At 69.6% G+C, this 15,685-nt stretch carries 13 protein-coding genes; all 13 read right to left on the bottom strand.

All coding sequences use genetic code 11. From position 1 onward, the window contains the following. Nucleotides 1-195 precede the first annotated feature (195 nt). From nuoN to OG444_RS22610, 13 genes are read right to left on the bottom strand one after another with little or no spacing between them, the layout of a single operon-like run. Nucleotides 196-1,851 (bottom strand): NADH-quinone oxidoreductase subunit NuoN, encoded by a 1,656-nt coding sequence (nuoN, locus tag OG444_RS22670; protein ID WP_327263908.1) that lies wholly within the window; start codon nucleotides 1,849-1,851, stop codon nucleotides 196-198. Further along, nucleotides 1,848-3,440 (bottom strand): NADH-quinone oxidoreductase subunit M, encoded by a 1,593-nt coding sequence (locus OG444_RS22665; protein WP_327263907.1) that lies wholly within the window; start codon nucleotides 3,438-3,440, stop codon nucleotides 1,848-1,850. The genes nuoN and OG444_RS22665 overlap by 4 nt, the downstream gene beginning before the upstream one ends. A 1-nt stretch (nucleotide 3,441) precedes the next feature. After that, a complete protein-coding gene (nuoL, locus tag OG444_RS22660) occupies nucleotides 3,442-5,361 on the bottom strand; it encodes an NADH-quinone oxidoreductase subunit L (protein WP_327263906.1) in 1,920 nt (639 codons plus the stop codon). A gap of 9 nt (nucleotides 5,362-5,370) precedes the next feature. After that, a complete protein-coding gene (nuoK, locus tag OG444_RS22655; protein ID WP_030653455.1) occupies nucleotides 5,371-5,670 on the bottom strand; it encodes an NADH-quinone oxidoreductase subunit NuoK in 300 nt (99 codons plus the stop codon). Continuing rightward, nucleotides 5,667-6,473 (bottom strand): NADH-quinone oxidoreductase subunit J, encoded by an 807-nt coding sequence (locus tag OG444_RS22650; protein WP_327263905.1) that lies wholly within the window; start codon nucleotides 6,471-6,473, stop codon nucleotides 5,667-5,669. The genes nuoK and OG444_RS22650 overlap by 4 nt, the downstream gene beginning before the upstream one ends. Further along, nucleotides 6,470-7,093, bottom strand: coding sequence for an NADH-quinone oxidoreductase subunit NuoI (nuoI, locus tag OG444_RS22645; RefSeq protein ID WP_327263904.1), 624 nt, complete (start codon nucleotides 7,091-7,093; stop codon nucleotides 6,470-6,472). Before nuoI ends, OG444_RS22650 begins: the two co-directional genes overlap by 4 nt. Before the next feature lie 3 nt (nucleotides 7,094-7,096). Continuing rightward, nucleotides 7,097-8,449 (bottom strand): NADH-quinone oxidoreductase subunit NuoH, encoded by a 1,353-nt coding sequence (gene nuoH, locus OG444_RS22640; protein WP_327263903.1) that lies wholly within the window; start codon nucleotides 8,447-8,449, stop codon nucleotides 7,097-7,099. Then, nucleotides 8,446-10,950 (bottom strand): NADH-quinone oxidoreductase subunit G, encoded by a 2,505-nt coding sequence (locus OG444_RS22635; RefSeq protein ID WP_327263902.1) that lies wholly within the window; start codon nucleotides 10,948-10,950, stop codon nucleotides 8,446-8,448. The genes nuoH and OG444_RS22635 overlap by 4 nt, the downstream gene beginning before the upstream one ends. Continuing rightward, a complete protein-coding gene (gene nuoF, locus OG444_RS22630) occupies nucleotides 10,947-12,323 on the bottom strand; it encodes an NADH-quinone oxidoreductase subunit NuoF (RefSeq protein ID WP_327263901.1) in 1,377 nt (458 codons plus the stop codon). Before nuoF ends, OG444_RS22635 begins: the two co-directional genes overlap by 4 nt. Further along, nucleotides 12,323-13,078, bottom strand: coding sequence for an NADH-quinone oxidoreductase subunit NuoE (gene nuoE / locus OG444_RS22625; RefSeq protein WP_327263900.1), 756 nt, complete (start codon nucleotides 13,076-13,078; stop codon nucleotides 12,323-12,325). Before nuoE ends, nuoF begins: the two co-directional genes overlap by 1 nt. After that, complete coding sequence (locus OG444_RS22620) at nucleotides 13,075-14,415, bottom strand: NADH-quinone oxidoreductase subunit D (RefSeq protein ID WP_327263899.1); 1,341 nt, start codon at nucleotides 14,413-14,415, stop codon at nucleotides 13,075-13,077. Before OG444_RS22620 ends, nuoE begins: the two co-directional genes overlap by 4 nt. Further along, the gene (locus OG444_RS22615; protein WP_327263898.1) at nucleotides 14,415-15,134 is read right to left on the bottom strand and encodes an NADH-quinone oxidoreductase subunit C; all 720 of its coding nucleotides are present in this window, start codon (nucleotides 15,132-15,134) and stop codon (nucleotides 14,415-14,417) included. The genes OG444_RS22620 and OG444_RS22615 overlap by 1 nt, the downstream gene beginning before the upstream one ends. Beyond that, nucleotides 15,131-15,685 carry a NuoB/complex I 20 kDa subunit family protein gene (locus OG444_RS22610; RefSeq protein ID WP_030162005.1) on the bottom strand — a complete coding sequence of 185 codons (555 nt, stop codon included), beginning with the start codon at nucleotides 15,683-15,685 and terminating at the stop codon, nucleotides 15,131-15,133. The genes OG444_RS22615 and OG444_RS22610 overlap by 4 nt, the downstream gene beginning before the upstream one ends.

Here is a 15,685-nt window from a genome sequence, read left to right as displayed (position 1 = left end):
ACGCGGGCCCGGCAAGATCCGAAAGAGACGGCCTAGTCCGCCCCACCCAGTGCAGTCAAGTGCCTCGCGCATATGACTCACCCATAAGGACGATCACCGCGATCAAACCGAAGGGGCTACAGGAGTAGACCCGCACACGGCCACGGGCCCGGGTCCCCCGAAGGGGGCCGGGCCCTTGGCCGTTGCACGAACCGGTCAGCGGACGAAGGTGCTCGCCTGCCCCGCCAGGTCCAGGAAGTACTGCGGCGCCAGGCCCAGCACCAGGGTGACCGCGACGCCCACCGCGATGGTGGTCATCGTCAGCGGCGAGGGGACGGCCACCGTCGGGCCGTCGGCCTTCGGCTCGCTGAAGAACATCAGGACGATCACCCGGATGTAGAAGAACGCGGCGATCGCGGACGAGATGACACCGATCACGACCAGCACCCCGGCGCCGCTCTCCGCCGCCGCCTTGAACACGGCGAACTTGCCGGTGAAGCCCGAGGTCAGCGGGATGCCCGCGAAAGCGAGCAGGAACACCGCGAAGACGGCCGCCGTCAGCGGTGAACGCCGGCCGAGACCCGCCCACTTGGACAGGTGTGTCGCCTCGCCTCCCGCGTCCCGCACCAGCGTGACCACCGCGAAGGCGCCGATCGTCACGAAGGAGTAGGCGCCCAGGTAGAAGAGGACCGACTGGACCCCTTCCGCCGAGGTCGCGATCACACCGGCCAGGATGAAGCCCGCGTGCGCGATGGAGGAGTACGCCAGCAGTCGCTTGACGTCCGTCTGGGTCACGGCGATCACCGCGCCCGCCAGCATCGTGACGATGGCCACCGCCCACATCACCGGACGCCAGTCCCAGCGCAGTCCCGGCAGGACCACGTAGAGGAGCCGCAGGAGGGCGCCGAAGGCGGCCACCTTCGTCGCCGCCGCCATGAATCCGGTGATCGGGGTCGGGGCGCCCTGGTAGACGTCCGGGGTCCACATGTGGAAGGGGACCGCGCCGACCTTGAAGAGCAGGCCCATCAGGATCAGCGCTCCGCCGATCAGCAGCAGTGCGTCGTTGCCCATGGTGGAGGCCAGCGCCGGGTCGATCTTCCCGACCGTGCCGTCGACCACGTCGGCGATCGTCGCGTACGAGACCGAGCCCGCGTACCCGTAGAGCAGCGCGATGCCGAAGAGGAGGAAGGCGGAGGAGAAGGCGCCCAGCAGGAAGTACTTCACCGCGGCCTCCTGCGACATCAGCCGCTGGCGGCGGGCGAGGGCGCAGAGCAGGTACAGCGGGAGGGAGAACACCTCGAGGGCGATGAACAGCGTCAGCAGGTCGTTGGCCGCCGGGAAGATCAGCATGCCGGCGATCGCGAACAGGGCCAGCGGGAAGACCTCGGTGGTGGTGAAGCCCGCCTTGACGGCGGCCTTCTCGCTGTCGCTGCCCGGTACGGACGCCGCCTGGGCGGCGAAGGAGTCCACCCGGTTGCCGTGCGCCGCGGGGTCCAGGCGCCGCTCGGCGAAGGTGAAGACCGCCACGACCGAGGCCAGCAGGATGGTGCCCTGCAGGAAAAGCGCCGGCCCGTCCACCGCGATGGCGCCCATCGCGGCGATGTGGGCCTTGGTGGACCCGTACCCGCCGGCCGCGAGGCCGACGACCGCGGCGAAGGCCGAGGCCAGCGCGGCGACGGTGAGGAAGATCTGCACGTAGTAACGGGACTTGCGGGGCACGAAGGCCTCGACCAGGATCCCGAGGACCGCCGCGCCCACCACGATCAGCGTGGGCGCGAGCTGTGCGTACTCGATGGTCGGTGCCGGGATCCGGTCGGCCGGTACCTCGGCCGCCAGTGTCCACAGGCTGTGGGCGGAAGTCAGTGTGCTCACTTCGCCGCCTCCCCGTTCTTGGCTTCGACGTCGACCTCGGGCTTCGGGTCGGTCTGCTTCACGTCCGACATGGTGTGCTCCACCGCCGGATTGACGATGTCGGTGAGCACCTTCGGGTATACGCCCAGCCCGATCAGCAGCGCGATCAGCGGGGCGACCACCAGCACCTCCCGCAGGCGCAGGTCCGGCATGGTGCGGACCTCCTCCTTCACGGGGCCGGTCATCGTGCGCTGGTAGAGCACCAGCGTGTAGAGCGCGGCCAGCACGATGCCGACGGTGGCGATGATGCCGACGACCGGGTACCGGGCGAACGTGCCGACCAGGACCAGGAATTCACTGACGAAGGGCGCGAGGCCCGGCAGCGAGAGGGTGGCGAGGCCGCCGATCAGGAAGGTGCCGGCGAGGACCGGGGCCACCTTCTGGACGCCTCCGTAGTCGGCGATGAGCCGCGAGCCGCGCCGCGAGATCAGGAAGCCGGCCACCAGCATCAGCGCCGCCGTCGACAGGCCGTGGTTGACCATGTAGAGGGTGGCGCCGGACTGGCCCTGGGAGGTCATCGCGAAGATGCCAAGGATGATGAAGCCGAAGTGCGAGATCGAGGCGTAGGCGACCAGCCGCTTGATGTCCCGCTGGCCGACCGCGACCAGCGCGCCGTAGATGATGCTGATCAGGGCCAGGACCAGGATCACGGGCGTGGCCCACTTGCTGGCGTCGGGGAAGAGCCCGAGGCAGAAGCGGAGCATCGCGAAGGTGCCGACCTTGTCGACGACCGCGGTGATCAGTACGGCGACCGGGGCGGTGGACTCGCCCATCGCGTTCGGCAGCCAGGTGTGCAGCGGCCATAGCGGGGCCTTCACCGCGAAGGCGAAGAAGAAGCCGAGGAACAGCAGCCGCTCGGTGTTGGTCGACATGTCGAGCGTGCCCGCGGCCCGAGCGGCGGTGATCTCCTGGAGCGAGAAGTTCCCGGCGACCACGTAGAGACCGATGACGGCCGCCAGCATGATCAGGCCGCCGACCAGGTTGTAGAGGAGGAACTTGACCGCCGCGTAGGAGCGCTGCGTGGCCGCGTTCTCGTCGGAGCCGCCGTGGGCCCGGTCCCCGAAGCCGCCGATGAGGAAGTACATCGGGATGAGCATGGCTTCGAAGAAGATGTAGAAGAGGAAGACGTCGGTGGCCTCGAAGGAGATGATCACCATCGCCTCGACCATCAGGATCAGGGCGAAGAAGCCCTGCGTCGGCCGCCACCGGGAGCTCTTGGTCTCCAGCGGGTCCGCGTCGTGCCAGCCGGCCGCGATGACGAAGGGGATCAGCAGCGCGGTGAGCCCGATGAGCACCACCCCGATCCCGTCGACGCCCAGCTCGTAGCGGACGCCGAAGTCGGCGATCCAGGAGCGGGATTCGGTGAGCTGGTAGCGGTCGCCGCTGGGGTCGAAGCGGACCGCGACGAGCACGGCCAGGGCCAGTGTCGCCAGCGAGAACAGCAGCGCGAGCCACTTGGCGGCGGTCCTGCGGGCGGCCGGGACGGCCGCCGTCAGGATCGCACCGACCGCGGGGACCGCGGCCGTCACCGTCAGAAGCGGGAAATTCATCTCACACCGCCCTCATCAGCAGGGTCGCGGCGATCAGGACCACCGTGCCCCCGAACATCGAGACCGCGTAGCTGCGGGCGTAGCCGTTCTGCAGCTTGCGCAGGCGGCCCGAGAGTCCGCCGACCGAGGCGGCCGTCCCGTTGACCACCCCGTCGACCACGCTGTGGTCGAGGTACACGAGCGAGCGGGTCAGGTGCTCCCCGCCGCGCACCAGCACGACGTGGTTGAAGTCGTCCTGGTAGAGGTCCTTGCGGGCCGCCCGGGTGAGGATCGAGCCGCGCGGGGCGACGACCGGGACGGGCTTCCTGCCGTACATCGCCCAGGCGATGGCGACGCCGATGAGGAGGACGACCATGGTGGCCGCGGTGATCGTCATGGCGCTGACCGGCGGGTGGCCGTGTTCGTAACCGGTGACGGGCTCCAGCCACTTCAGGAAGCGGTCGCCGATCTCGAAGAAGCCGCCGGCGAAGACCGAGCCGAAGGCCAGGATGACCATCGGGATCGTCATGGACTTCGGGGACTCGTGCGGGTGCGGCATGTGGCCCTCGCCCGCGGCGGAGCCGCTGTCGGACACCGTCGGCTGCCAGCGCTTCTCGCCGAAGAAGGTGAGGAGCATGACGCGGGTCATGTAGAAGGCGGTGATGCCGGCGCCCAGCAGGGTCACCCCGCCGAGGATCCAGCCCTCGGTGCCGCCCTTCGCGAAGGCCGCCTCGATGATCATGTCCTTGGAGAAGAAGCCCGACAGGCCCGGGAAGCCGATGATGGCCAGGTACCCGAGGCCGAAGGTGACGAAGGTGACCGGCATGTACTTCCGCAGGGCGCCGTACTTGCGCATGTCGACCTCGTCGTTCATCCCGTGCATCACGGAACCCGCGCCGAGGAAGAGGCCTGCCTTGAAGAAACCGTGCGTCACCAGGTGCATGATCGCGAAGACGTAGCCGATGGGGCCGAGGCCCGCGGCGAGGATCATGTAGCCGATCTGCGACATCGTCGAGCCCGCCAGGGCCTTCTTGATGTCGTCCTTCGCGCAACCGACGATCGCACCGAAGAGGAGCGTGACCGCGCCCACGACGGTGACCACCAGTTGTGCGTCCGGCGCCCCGTTGAAGATGGCGGCCGAGCGGACGATCAGATACACACCGGCCGTCACCATGGTGGCCGCGTGGATCAGGGCCGAGACCGGGGTCGGGCCCTCCATCGCGTCCCCGAGCCAGGACTGCAGCGGGACCTGCGCCGACTTGCCGCAGGCGGCCAGCAGCAGCATCAGGCCGATCGCCGTCAGCGTGCCCTCCGAGGTCTCGCCGACGGAGGCCAGCACCGGCTCGAAGGCGAAGGTCCCGAAGGTCGTGAACATCAGCATGATCGCGATCGACAGGCCGATGTCGCCGACGCGGTTGACCAGGAAGGCCTTCTTCGCGGCCGTGGCCGCGCTGGGCTTGTGCTGCCAGAAGCCGATCAGGAGGTACGAGGCGAGGCCGACGCCCTCCCAGCCGAAGTAGAGCAGCAGGTAGTTGTCGGCGATGACCAGCAGCAGCATCGCCGCGACGAACAGGTTCAGGTAGCCGAAGAAGCGGCGGCGGCGCTCGTCGTGCTCCATGTACCCGATCGAGTACACGTGGATGAGCGTGCCCACCCCGGAGATCAGCAGGACGAAGGTCATCGACAGCTGGTCCAGCTGGAAGGCCATGTCCGCCTGGAAGCCCTCGACGGGGATCCAGGTGTACAGGTTCTGGGTCAGGGTCCGGTCGTCGGCCGTGCGCCCCAGCATGTCGGCGAACAGTGCGACGCCGATCCCGAAGGAGACGGCCGCGAGCAGGGTGCCGATCCAGTGACCGGCTTTGTCGAGGCGCCGGCCGCCGCACAGCAGCACCACCGCTCCGAGCAGGGGCGCTGCCACCAGCAGCGCAATCAGGTTCTCCACAGCGACCCCTTACAGCTTCATCAGGCTGGCGTCGTCGACCGAGGCCGAGTGGCGGGTACGGAACAGCGACACGATGATCGCCAGGCCCACCACGACCTCCGCGGCGGCGACGACCATCGTGAAGAACGCGATGATCTGGCCGTCGAGGTTGCCGTGCATCCGGGAGAACGCGACGAAGGCGAGGTTGCAGGCGTTGAGCATCAGCTCGACGCACATGAACAGCACGATCGCGTTCTTGCGGATCAGGACCCCGGTGGCCCCGATGGTGAACAGCAGGGCCGCCAGGTACAGGTAGTTGACCGGATTCACTTCGAGGCCTCCTCACGGCCGAGGCGCTCCGAGGAGGCCTGCTCCAGCGCCTTGAGGTCGTCGAGCGCCTCGCTGGAGACGTCCCGGATCTGGCCCCGGGCGCGCAGCGTCCTGTTGACGGTCAGCTCGGACGGGGTGCCGTCCGGCAGCAGACCGGCGACGTCCACCGCGTTGTGCCGGGCGTAGACGCCGGGCGCGGGGAGCGGCGGGAGCTGGACGCCCTCGCGGACCCGCTTCTCGGCGAGCTCGCGCTGGGTGGCGGCCCGTTCGGTGCGCTCGCGGTGGGTGAGCACCATCGCGCCGACGGCCGCGGTGATCAGCAGCGCGCCGGTGATCTCGAAGGCGAAGACGTACTTGGTGAAGATCAGCTGCGCCAGGCCCTCGACGTGCCCGCCGGAATTGACCCGGCCGAGCCCGTTGAAGTGGGTGAGCCCGGCGTTGGCGATGCCGGCGATCAGCAGGGTGCCGAAGCCGAGCCCGCACAGGAGGGCCATCCAGCGCTGTCCCTTGATGGTCTCCTTCAGGGAGTCGGCGGCGGTGACGCCGACGAGCATGACCACGAAGAGGAAGAGCATCATGATCGCGCCGGTGTAGACGATGACCTGGACGACGCCCAGGAAGTACGCCCCGTTGGCGAGGTAGAAGACGGCCAGGATGATCATGGTCCCGGCCAGGCTGAGGGCGCTGTGCACGGCCTTCTTCATCAGGATCGTGGCCAGGGCGCCGATGACGGCGACCGAGCCGAGGATCCAGAACTGGACGGCCTCGCCCGTGGAGGTCATGGAGGCGGCGACGACGCTCATGCGTCCACCTCCTCGGACTGCCCGTTCTCGGGGGCGGCTTCCTCCGCGGCCTTCTCCGGGGCGACTTCGCCCTTCGAGACGGCCACTTGCCGGACCGTGCCCGGGGCGGCCCCGGTCACCAGTCCGCGGTAGTAGTCGGTGTCGTCCATGCCGGGGAAGATCGAGTGCGGTGCCTCGACCATGCCCTCGGTCAGGCCGGACAGCAGCTGCTCCTTGGTGTAGATGAGCGATTCGCGGCTGGAGTCGGCCAGTTCGAACTCGTTCGTCATGGTCAGCGCCCTCGTCGGGCACGCCTCGACGCACAGCCCGCACAGGATGCAGCGGGCGTAGTTGATCTGGTAGACGCGGCCGTACCGCTCACCCGGGGAGTAGCGCTCCTCCTCGGTGTTGTCCGCGCCCTCCACGTAGATCGCGTCGGCGGGACAGGCCCAGGCACACAGCTCGCACCCGATGCACTTCTCCAGACCGTCGGGGTGCCGGTTGAGCTGATGCCGTCCGTGGAAGCGCGGTGCGGTCGTCTTCTGCTGCTCCGGGTACTGCTCGGTGAGGCGCTTCTTGAACATGGCCTTGAAGGTCACGCCGAAGCCCGCCACCGGGTTCTGCCACTTCTCGTCGGACATCTCTCAAGCCTCCTCTCGGTCACTGTCAGTATTCGTCCCGCCACTGACAATCAGCTCCCGCTCGCTGCGGGACCGCCTGCGCGGTACGGGTGCCAGGTGCTGGCCGGGCTTGGGCGGTACGGGGAATCCGCCCGCCAGCGGGTCGAAGGGCTCGGCATCGTGCACGGCCTCCGCGGCCGCCGCCTTCTCCCGCTTGTCGCGGAAGACGTCCGCGACGAAGGAGAGGAGCAGGATCGCCACGACGGCGCCGCCGACGTACAGGACGATCTCGCTGAAGTCGTACGCCTCGTTGCGCAGCGCCCGGACGGTGGCCACCAGCATCAGCCAGACCACCGAGACCGGGATCAGGACCTTCCAGCCGAGCTTCATCAGCTGGTCGTAGCGCACGCGTGGCAGCGTGCCGCGCAGCCAGATGAAGAAGAACAGCAGCAGCTGCACCTTGAGGACGAACCAGAGCATCGGCCACCAGCCGTGGTTCGCGCCCTCCCAGAAGGTGCTGATCGGGTACGGGGCCCGCCAGCCGCCGAGGAAGAGGGTGACCGAGACCGCCGAGACGGTGACCATGTTGACGTACTCCGCCAGCATGAACAGCGCGAACTTGATGGACGAGTACTCGGTGTTGAAGCCGCCGACCAGGTCGCCCTCGGACTCCGGCATGTCGAAGGGGGCGCGGTTCGTCTCGCCGACCATCGTGATGACGTAGATGATGAAGGACACCGGCAGCAGGACGATGAACCAGCGGTCCGCCTGGGCCTCGACGATCGCCGAGGTCGACATCGACCCGGAGTAGAGGAAGACCGAGGCGAAGGCCGCGCCCATCGCGATCTCGTAGGAGATCATCTGCGCGCAGGAGCGCAGGCCGCCGAGGAGCGGATAGGTGGAGCCGGAGGACCAGCCCGCCAGCACGATGCCGTAGATGCCGACCGAGGCCACCGCGAGGATGTAGAGCATCGCGATGGGCAGGTCGGTCAGCTGCATCGTGGTGCGCTGGCCGAAGATGGAGACCTCGTTGCCGGCCGGCCCGAACGGGATCACCGCGATGGCCATGAAGGCCGGGATCGCCGCGATGATCGGGGCCAGGACGTAGACCACCTTGTCGGCCCGCTTGACGATCAGGTCTTCCTTGAGCATCAGCTTCACGCCGTCGGCGAGCGACTGGAGCATGCCCCAGGGGCCGTGCCGGTTCGGGCCGATGCGCAGCTGCATCCAGGCGACGACCTTGCGCTCCCACACGATGGAGAAGAGCACCGTCACCATCAGGAACGCGAAGCAGAACACCGCCTTGAGGAGGACGAGCCACCAGACGTCCTTGCCGAACAGTGACAGGTCCTCGGCAGCGAGTTGAACGGTGTTCACGCGCCCACCTCCGCAGTGGTGTCGCCTGCGCCGGCCGGGGTCGCCGGGCCGATGCGTACGAGGGTGCCCGGGCGGGCGCCGGCGTCGGCGAGGACGCCGGAGCCGGTGGAGTTCAGCGGGAGCCAGACCACGCGGTCGGGCATCTCGGTGATCCGGAGCGGGAGTTCCACGGAGCCGGCCGGGCCGGTGACCGCGAGGACGTCGCCGTCCTTGACGCCGGTCTCGGCGGCCGTGGCGGCCGACAGCCGGGCGCTCGCCTCGTGGCGGGTGCCGGCCAGCGCGTCGTCGCCCTCCTGCAGCCGGCCGAGGTCCAGGAGGAGCCGGTGGCCCGCGAGGACCGCCTCACCGGTGCCCGGCCGGGGCAGCACCGCGGTGTCCGCGCTCTGCGCGGCGGCCCGCTCCCCGGCCCACGGGCCGAGCCGGTCGATCTCCCGGCGTACGGCGTGTACGTCGGGCAGCGCGATCGGCCGGTCGGCGGCGTCGGCCAGCATGTGCAGCACGCGGGCGTCGGCCGGGGCGAGCCGGCGGGTCATCTGGTCGGGCTTGAGCGCGGCCTCGAACGGCCGGACCCTGCCCTCCCAGTTGATGAACGCGCCCGCCTTCTCGGCCACCGCGGCGACCGGGAGGACCACGTCCGCGTGGTCGGTGACCTCGCTGGGCCGCAGTTCCAGGGAGACCACGAAGGCCTCCTGGAGGGCGGTCCGCGCGCGGGCCGGGTCCGGCAGGTCGGTGACCTCGACGCCCGCGACCAGCAGGGCCGAGAGCTCCCGGGTCGCCGCGGCCTCGACGATCTGGCCGGTGTCGCGGCCGTACCGGTGCGGGAGTTCGTCCAGGCCCCAGGCGGTGGCGACCTCGTCGCGGGCCCGCGGGTCGGTGGCCGGACGGCCGCCCGGCAGCAGGGACGGCAGCGCTCCCGCCTCGATGGCGGCCCGCTCTCCGGCCCGGCGCGGGATCCACACCAGGGTGGCCCCGGTGACGCCCGCGGCCCGTACGGCGGCGGTCAGCGCGCCCGGCACCCCGGCGAGGCGCTCCCCGACGAGGATGACCGCGCCGGGCAGGCGCAGCGCGTCGGCGGCTTCGGCGCCCCCGGTCTCCAGGCCGGTCCGGGACGCCAGCGCGTCGAGCCACTCGGGCTCGGTGCCGGGGGCGGCGGCGAGCAGGGTGCCGCCGGCCTTGGCCAGGCCGCGGGTGGCGAAGGGGGCGACGGAGAAGGTCCGCTGCTTGTGCTTGCGGTGGGCCTTGCGCAGCCGCAGGAAGACGCCGGGGGCCTCCTCCTCCGCCTCGATGCCGAGGAGCAGTACCGCCGGCGCCGCCTCCAGGGCGGTGTACGAGAGCCACGGCCCTCCGAGGTCGACCCCGTATCCGGCGACCTCCGAGGCCAGGAACTCGGCCTCCTCGGCGCTGTGCACGCGGGCCCGGAAGTCGATGTCGTTGGTGTCGAGCACGACCCGCGCGAACTTGGCGTACGCGTAGGCGTCCTCGACGGTGAGCCTGCCGCCGGTGAGCACTCCGGCCCGGCCGCGCGCGGCGGCGAGTCCGTTCGCCGCGGCCTCCAGGGCCTCGGGCCAGCTCGCCGGCTCCAGGACCCCGGCGGCGCTGCGCACCAGCGGGGTCGTCAGCCGGTCCGGGCGCTGCGCGTAGCGGAACCCGAAGCGGCCCTTGTCGCAGATCCACTCCTCGTTGACCTCGGGGTCCTCGGCGGCGAGGCGGCGCAGCACCTTGCCCCGGCGGTGGTCGGTGCGGGTCGCGCAGCCGCCCGCGCAGTGCTCGCACACGCTCGGGGAGGAGACGAGGTCGAAGGGGCGGGAGCGGAACCGGTAGGCGGCCGAGGTGAGGGCGCCGACCGGGCAGATCTGGATGGTGTTGCCGGAGAAGTACGACTCGAAGGGGTCGCCCTCGCCGGTGCCGACCTGCTGGAGCGCGCCGCGTTCCAGCAGCTCGATCATCGGGTCGCCGGCGATCTCGTTGGAGAAGCGGGTGCAGCGCGCGCACAGCACGCACCGCTCGCGGTCCAGCAGCACCTGGGTGGAGATGGGGACCGGCTTCTCGTAGGTGCGCTTCTTGCCCTCGAACCGGGATTCGGCGTTGCCGTGCGACATCGCCTGGTTCTGCAGCGGGCACTCGCCGCCCTTGTCGCAGACCGGGCAGTCCAGCGGGTGGTTGATGAGCAGCAGCTCCATCACACCGCGCTGGGCCTTGTCGGCGACCTCGGAGGTCAGCTGGGTCTTGACGACCATGCCGTCGGTGCAGGTGATGGTGCAGGAGGCCATCGGCTTGCGCTGGCCCTCGACCTCGACGATGCACTGGCGGCAGGCGCCGGCCGGGGAGAGGAGGGGGTGGTCGCAGAACCGGGGGATCTCGATGCCGAGCTGTTCGGCGGCCCGGATGACGAGGGTGCCCTTGGGCACCGACAGCTCGACCCCGTCGATGGTCAGCGAGACGGTGTTCTCGGGTGGAACCGCCGCTCCGCCACCGGAGGCCGCTGGAGTGGTGACGGTCATGCGTTCACCTCCGTGTCGGCCCAGAGGGTCGACTTCCTGGGGTCGAAGGGGCAGCCCTTGCCCGTGATGTGCTGCTCGTACTCCTCGCGGAAGTACTTGAGCGAGGAGAAGATCGGGCTGGCCGCGCCGTCGCCGAGCGCGCAGAACGACTTGCCGTTGATGTTGTCGGCGATGTCGTTCAGCTTGTCGAGGTCGGACATGACGCCCTTGCCGGCCTCGATGTCGCGGAGCAGCTGGACCAGCCAGTAGGTGCCTTCGCGGCACGGCGTGCACTTGCCGCAGGACTCGTGGGCGTAGAACTCGGTCCACCGGGTCACGGCCCGCACCACGCAGGTGGTCTCGTCGAAGCACTGGAGGGCCTTGGTGCCGAGCATCGAGCCGGCGGCGCCCACGCCCTCGTAGTCCAGCGGGACGTCGAGGTGCTCGTCGGTGAACATCGGGGTGGAGGAGCCGCCCGGGGTCCAGAACTTCAGCCGGTGCCCGGGGCGCATGCCGCCGCTCATGTCGAGGAGCTGGCGCAGGGTGATGCCGAGCGGGGCCTCGTACTGGCCGGGTCCCACGACGTGCCCGGAGAGCGAGTACAGCGTGAAGCCGGGGGACTTCTCGGTCCCCATCGACTTGAACCAGTCCTTGCCCCTGTTCAGGATCGCGGGAACCGAGGCGATGGACTCCACGTTGTTGACGACAGTGGGGCACGCGTAGAGCCCCTCGACGGCAGGGAAGGGGGGACGCAGCCGGGGCTGGCCGCGCCGGCCTTCGAGGGAGTCGAGCAGCGCCGTTTCCTCGCCGCAGATGTAGGCGCCCGCGCCCGCGTGCACGGTGATGTCGAGGTTGCGACCGGTGCCGTCGATGTCCTTGCCGAGGTATCCGGCCGCGTACGCCTCGCGCACGGCCTCGTGCAGGCGCCGCAGTACGGGCACCGTCTCCCCGCGCAGGTAGATGAAGGCGTGCTCCGAGCGGATCGCGTAGCAGGCGATGATCATTCCCTCGATGAGGGAGTGCGGGTTGGCGAAGAGGAGGGGGATGTCCTTGCAGGTTCCCGGCTCCGACTCGTCCGCGTTCACGACGAGGTAGTGCGGCTTTCCGTCGCCCTGCGGGATGAACTGCCACTTCATTCCGGTGGGGAAGCCGGCGCCGCCGCGTCCGCGCAGACCCGAGTCCTTCACGTACGCGATGAGGTCGTCCGGGGTCATCGCGAGCGCCTTGCGCAGGCCCTCGTACCCCTCGTGGCGCCGGTAGGTCTCCAGCGTCCACGACCGCGGCTCGTCCCAGAAGGAGGACAGCACCGGTGCGAGGAGCTTCTCCGGGCTGGTCCCTCCCCCGGCCTCCGGATGGGAGGTGCCTCCATTGCTCAGTTCGGAAGACACGGACATCACTCCCCTCCCTCGGTGGTGGCCTCGCCACGCGGGTGGACGATCGAGGTGTGCGCGGACTCGCCGCGGGCGATGCGCAGCCCGATCAGGGAGGCGGGACCGGCGCCGCCGGTCGCCTCGACAGCGCCCTCCCGCTCGTCGGGAAAGCCGGCCAGGATCCGGGCGGTCTCCTTGTACGTGCACAGCGGCGCGCCCCGGGTCGGCGAGACCTCGCGCCCGGCCAGCAGGTCGTCGACCATGGCCTTGGCGGATTCGGGGGTCTGGTTGTCGAAGAACTCCCAGTTGACCATCACCACGGGGGCGTAGTCGCAGGCCGCGTTGCACTCGATGTGTTCGAGGGTGACCTTGCCGTCGGGGGTGGTCTCGTTGTTGCCGACCCCGAGGTGCTCCTTGAGCTCGTCGAAGATGGCGTCGCCGCCCATCACCGCGCACAGGGTGTTCGTGCAGACACCGACCTGGTAGTCCCCGGAGGGCCTGCGCCGGTACATCGTGTAGAAGGTCGCCACTGCCGTGACCTCGGCGGTGGTCAGGCCCAGTACCTCGGCACAGAAGCGGATGCCGGTGCGCGAGACGTGGCCCTCGACGGACTGGGTCAGGTGCAGCAGCGGCAGCAGCGCGGAGCGGCTGTCGGGGTAGCGGGCGATGACTTCCTTGGCGTCGGCTTCGAGGCGTGTCCGTACCTCCGCCGGGAAGTCGGGGGCCGGCAGCTGGGGCATGCCCAGCGAGACCCCTTGGTTCGAAGGACTGGCGGTCATCGGTCGACGCCTCCCATCACGGGGTCGATGGAGGCGACGGCGACGATGACGTCGGCGACCTGGCCGCCCTCGCACATCGCGGCCATGGCCTGCAGGTTGGTGAAGGACGGGTCGCGGAAGTGGACCCGGTAGGGGCGGGTTCCGCCGTCGGAGACCAGGTGGACGCCGAGCTCGCCCTTGGGTGACTCGACGGCCGCGTACGCCTGGCCCGCCGGTACCCGGAAGCCCTCGGTCACCAGCTTGAAGTGGTGGATGAGGGCCTCCATGGAGGTGCCCATGATGTTCCTGATGTGGTCGAGCGAGTTGCCGAGGCCGTCCGGGCCCATCGCCAGCTGCGCCGGCCAGGCGATCTTCTTGTCGGCGACCATCACCGGGCCCGGCTCCAGGCGCTCCAGGCACTGCTCGACGATCCGCAGCGACTGGCGCATCTCCTCCAGGCGGATCAGGAACCGCCCGTAGGAGTCGCAGCTCTCGGTGGTCGGCACGTCGAACTCGTAGTTCTCGTAGCCGCAGTACGGGTCCGACTTGCGCAGGTCGTGCGGCAGGCCGGCGGAGCGCAGGATCGGGCCGGTGGCGCCGAGTGCCATGCAGCCGGTGAGGTCGAGGTAGCCGACGTCCTGCATGCGCGCCTTGAAGATGGGGTTGCCGGTGGCGAGCTTGTCGTACTCCGGCAGGTTCTTCTTCATGATCTTGAGGAACTCGCGCAGCTGGTCGACGGTGCCCGGGGGCAGGTCCTGGGCGAGGCCGCCGGGGCGGACGAACGCGTGGTTCATGCGCAGTCCGGTGATCAGCTCGAAGATGTCGAGGATCAGCTCGCGGTCGCGGAAGCCGTAGATCATGATCGTGGTCGCGCCCAGCTCCATGCCGCCGGTGGCGATGCACACCAGGTGGGAGGAGAGCCGGTTGAGCTCCATGAGCAGGACGCGGATGACCGTGGCGCGGTCCGGGACCTGGTCGGTGATGCCGAGCAGCTTCTCGACGCCCAGGCAGTACGCCGTCTCGTTGAAGAACGGCGTCAGGTAGTCCATGCGCGTCACGAAGGTGGTGCCCTGCGTCCAGTTCCGGAATTCGAGGTTCTTCTCGATGCCGGTGTGCAGGTACCCGATGCCGCAGCGGGCCTCGGTGACCGTCTCGCCGTCGATCTCCAGGATCAGGCGCAGCACGCCGTGGGTGGACGGGTGCTGCGGACCCATGTTGACGACGATCCGCTCGTCGTCGGCCTTGGCCGCGGACTGGACGATCTCGTCCCAGTCGCCGCCGGTGACGGTGTAGACGGTGCCCTCGGTCGTCTCGCGCGCGGAGGCGGGATCGGCGGAGGCGTGGTTTGACGTGGACATCAGCTGTACGACCTCCGCTGGTCGGGAGCCGGGATCTGGGCGCCCTTGTACTCGACGGGAATGCCGCCGAGCGGGTAGTCCTTGCGCTGCGGGAAGCCCTGCCAGTCGTCCGGCATCATGATCCGGGTGAGGGCCGGGTGCCCGTCGAAGATCAGGCCGAAGAAGTCGTACGTCTCGCGCTCGTGCCAGTCGTTGGTCGGGTAGACGGCGACGAGCGAGGGGACGTGCGGGTCGCTGTCCGGGACGGACACCTCAAGCCGCAGGATCCGGCCGTGCGTGAGCGAGCGCAGGTGGTAGACGGCGTGCAGCTCGCGGCCCTTGTCCCCGGGGAAGTGCACGCCGGAGACGCCGGTGCAGAGCTCGAAGCGCAGGGCCGGGTCGTCGCGCAGGGTGCGCGCGACCCGGACGAGGTGCTCGCGGGCGATGTGGAAGGTGAGCTCGCCCCGGTCGACCACCGTCTTCTCGATGGCGTTCCCGGGGACCAGGTCCTGCTCCTCCAGGGCGCCTTCGAGCTCGTCGGCCACCTCGTCGAACCAGGAGCCGTACGGCCTGCTCGTCGCGCCGGGCAGGGCCACGGTCCGTACCAGGCCGCCGTAGCCGCTGGTGTCCCCGCCGCCCGCGGCACCGAACATGCCCTTGCGGACGCCGATGACCTCGGGGCCCTGGGCGCGCGGCGCAGGGACGTTGCTGCCGTTGTCCGGCTCTTGGGTCTCGCTCACCGGAGCAGCCCCTTCATCTCGATGGTGGGGAGGGCCTTGAGGGCCGCCTCCTCCGCCTCACGTGCCGCCTCTTCCCGGTTCACGCCGAGCTTTCCGCCCTGGATCTTCTGGTGGAGCTTGAGGATCGCGTCCATCAGCATCTCGGGGCGCGGCGGGCAGCCGGGGAGATAGATGTCCACGGGGACGATGTGATCGACGCCCTGGACAATCGCGTAGTTGTTGAACATTCCGCCCGAGGATGCACAAACCCCCATGGAGATGACCCATTTGGGAGCGGGCATCTGGTCGTACACCTGCCGCAGCACCGGCGCCATCTTCTGGCTGACCCGGCCGGCCACGATCATCAGATCGGCCTGGCGCGGTGAGCCGCGGAAGACCTCCATGCCGAAGCGGGCGAGGTCGTACCGGCCCGCTCCGGTGGTCATCATCTCGATGGCGCAGCAGGCCAGACCGAAGGTCGCCGGGAAGACGGACGACTTGCGCACCCATCCCGCGGCCTGTTCGACGGTGGTCAGCAGGAAGCCGCTCGGCAGCTTCTCTTCCAGTCCCAT

This window comes from Streptomyces sp. NBC_01232, from assembly GCF_035989885.1.
Classification (GTDB): Bacteria; Actinomycetota; Actinomycetes; order Streptomycetales; family Streptomycetaceae; genus Streptomyces.
This window is presented reverse-complemented; position numbering and strand designations above follow the sequence as displayed.

What these genes read in the sequence shown, in the direction of transcription:
- OG444_RS22635 (WP_327263902.1), bottom strand. Translation starts at nt 10,950, where the DNA reads ATGACCGTCACCACTCCAGCGGCCTCCGGTGGCGGAGCGGCGGTTCCA.
- OG444_RS22650 (WP_327263905.1), bottom strand. Translation starts at nt 6,473, where the DNA reads ATGAGCGTCGTCGCCGCCTCCATGACCTCCACGGGCGAGGCCGTCCAG.
- nuoE (WP_327263900.1), bottom strand. Translation starts at nt 13,078, where the DNA reads ATGACCGCCAGTCCTTCGAACCAAGGGGTCTCGCTGGGCATGCCCCAG.
- OG444_RS22610 (WP_030162005.1), bottom strand. Translation starts at nt 15,685, where the DNA reads ATGGGACTGGAAGAGAAGCTGCCGAGCGGCTTCCTGCTGACCACCGTC.
- OG444_RS22665 (WP_327263907.1), bottom strand. Translation starts at nt 3,440, where the DNA reads ATGAATTTCCCGCTTCTGACGGTGACGGCCGCGGTCCCCGCGGTCGGT.
- OG444_RS22620 (WP_327263899.1), bottom strand. Translation starts at nt 14,415, where the DNA reads ATGTCCACGTCAAACCACGCCTCCGCCGATCCCGCCTCCGCGCGCGAG.
- nuoF (WP_327263901.1), bottom strand. Translation starts at nt 12,323, where the DNA reads ATGTCCGTGTCTTCCGAACTGAGCAATGGAGGCACCTCCCATCCGGAG.
- nuoI (WP_327263904.1), bottom strand. Translation starts at nt 7,093, where the DNA reads ATGTCCGACGAGAAGTGGCAGAACCCGGTGGCGGGCTTCGGCGTGACC.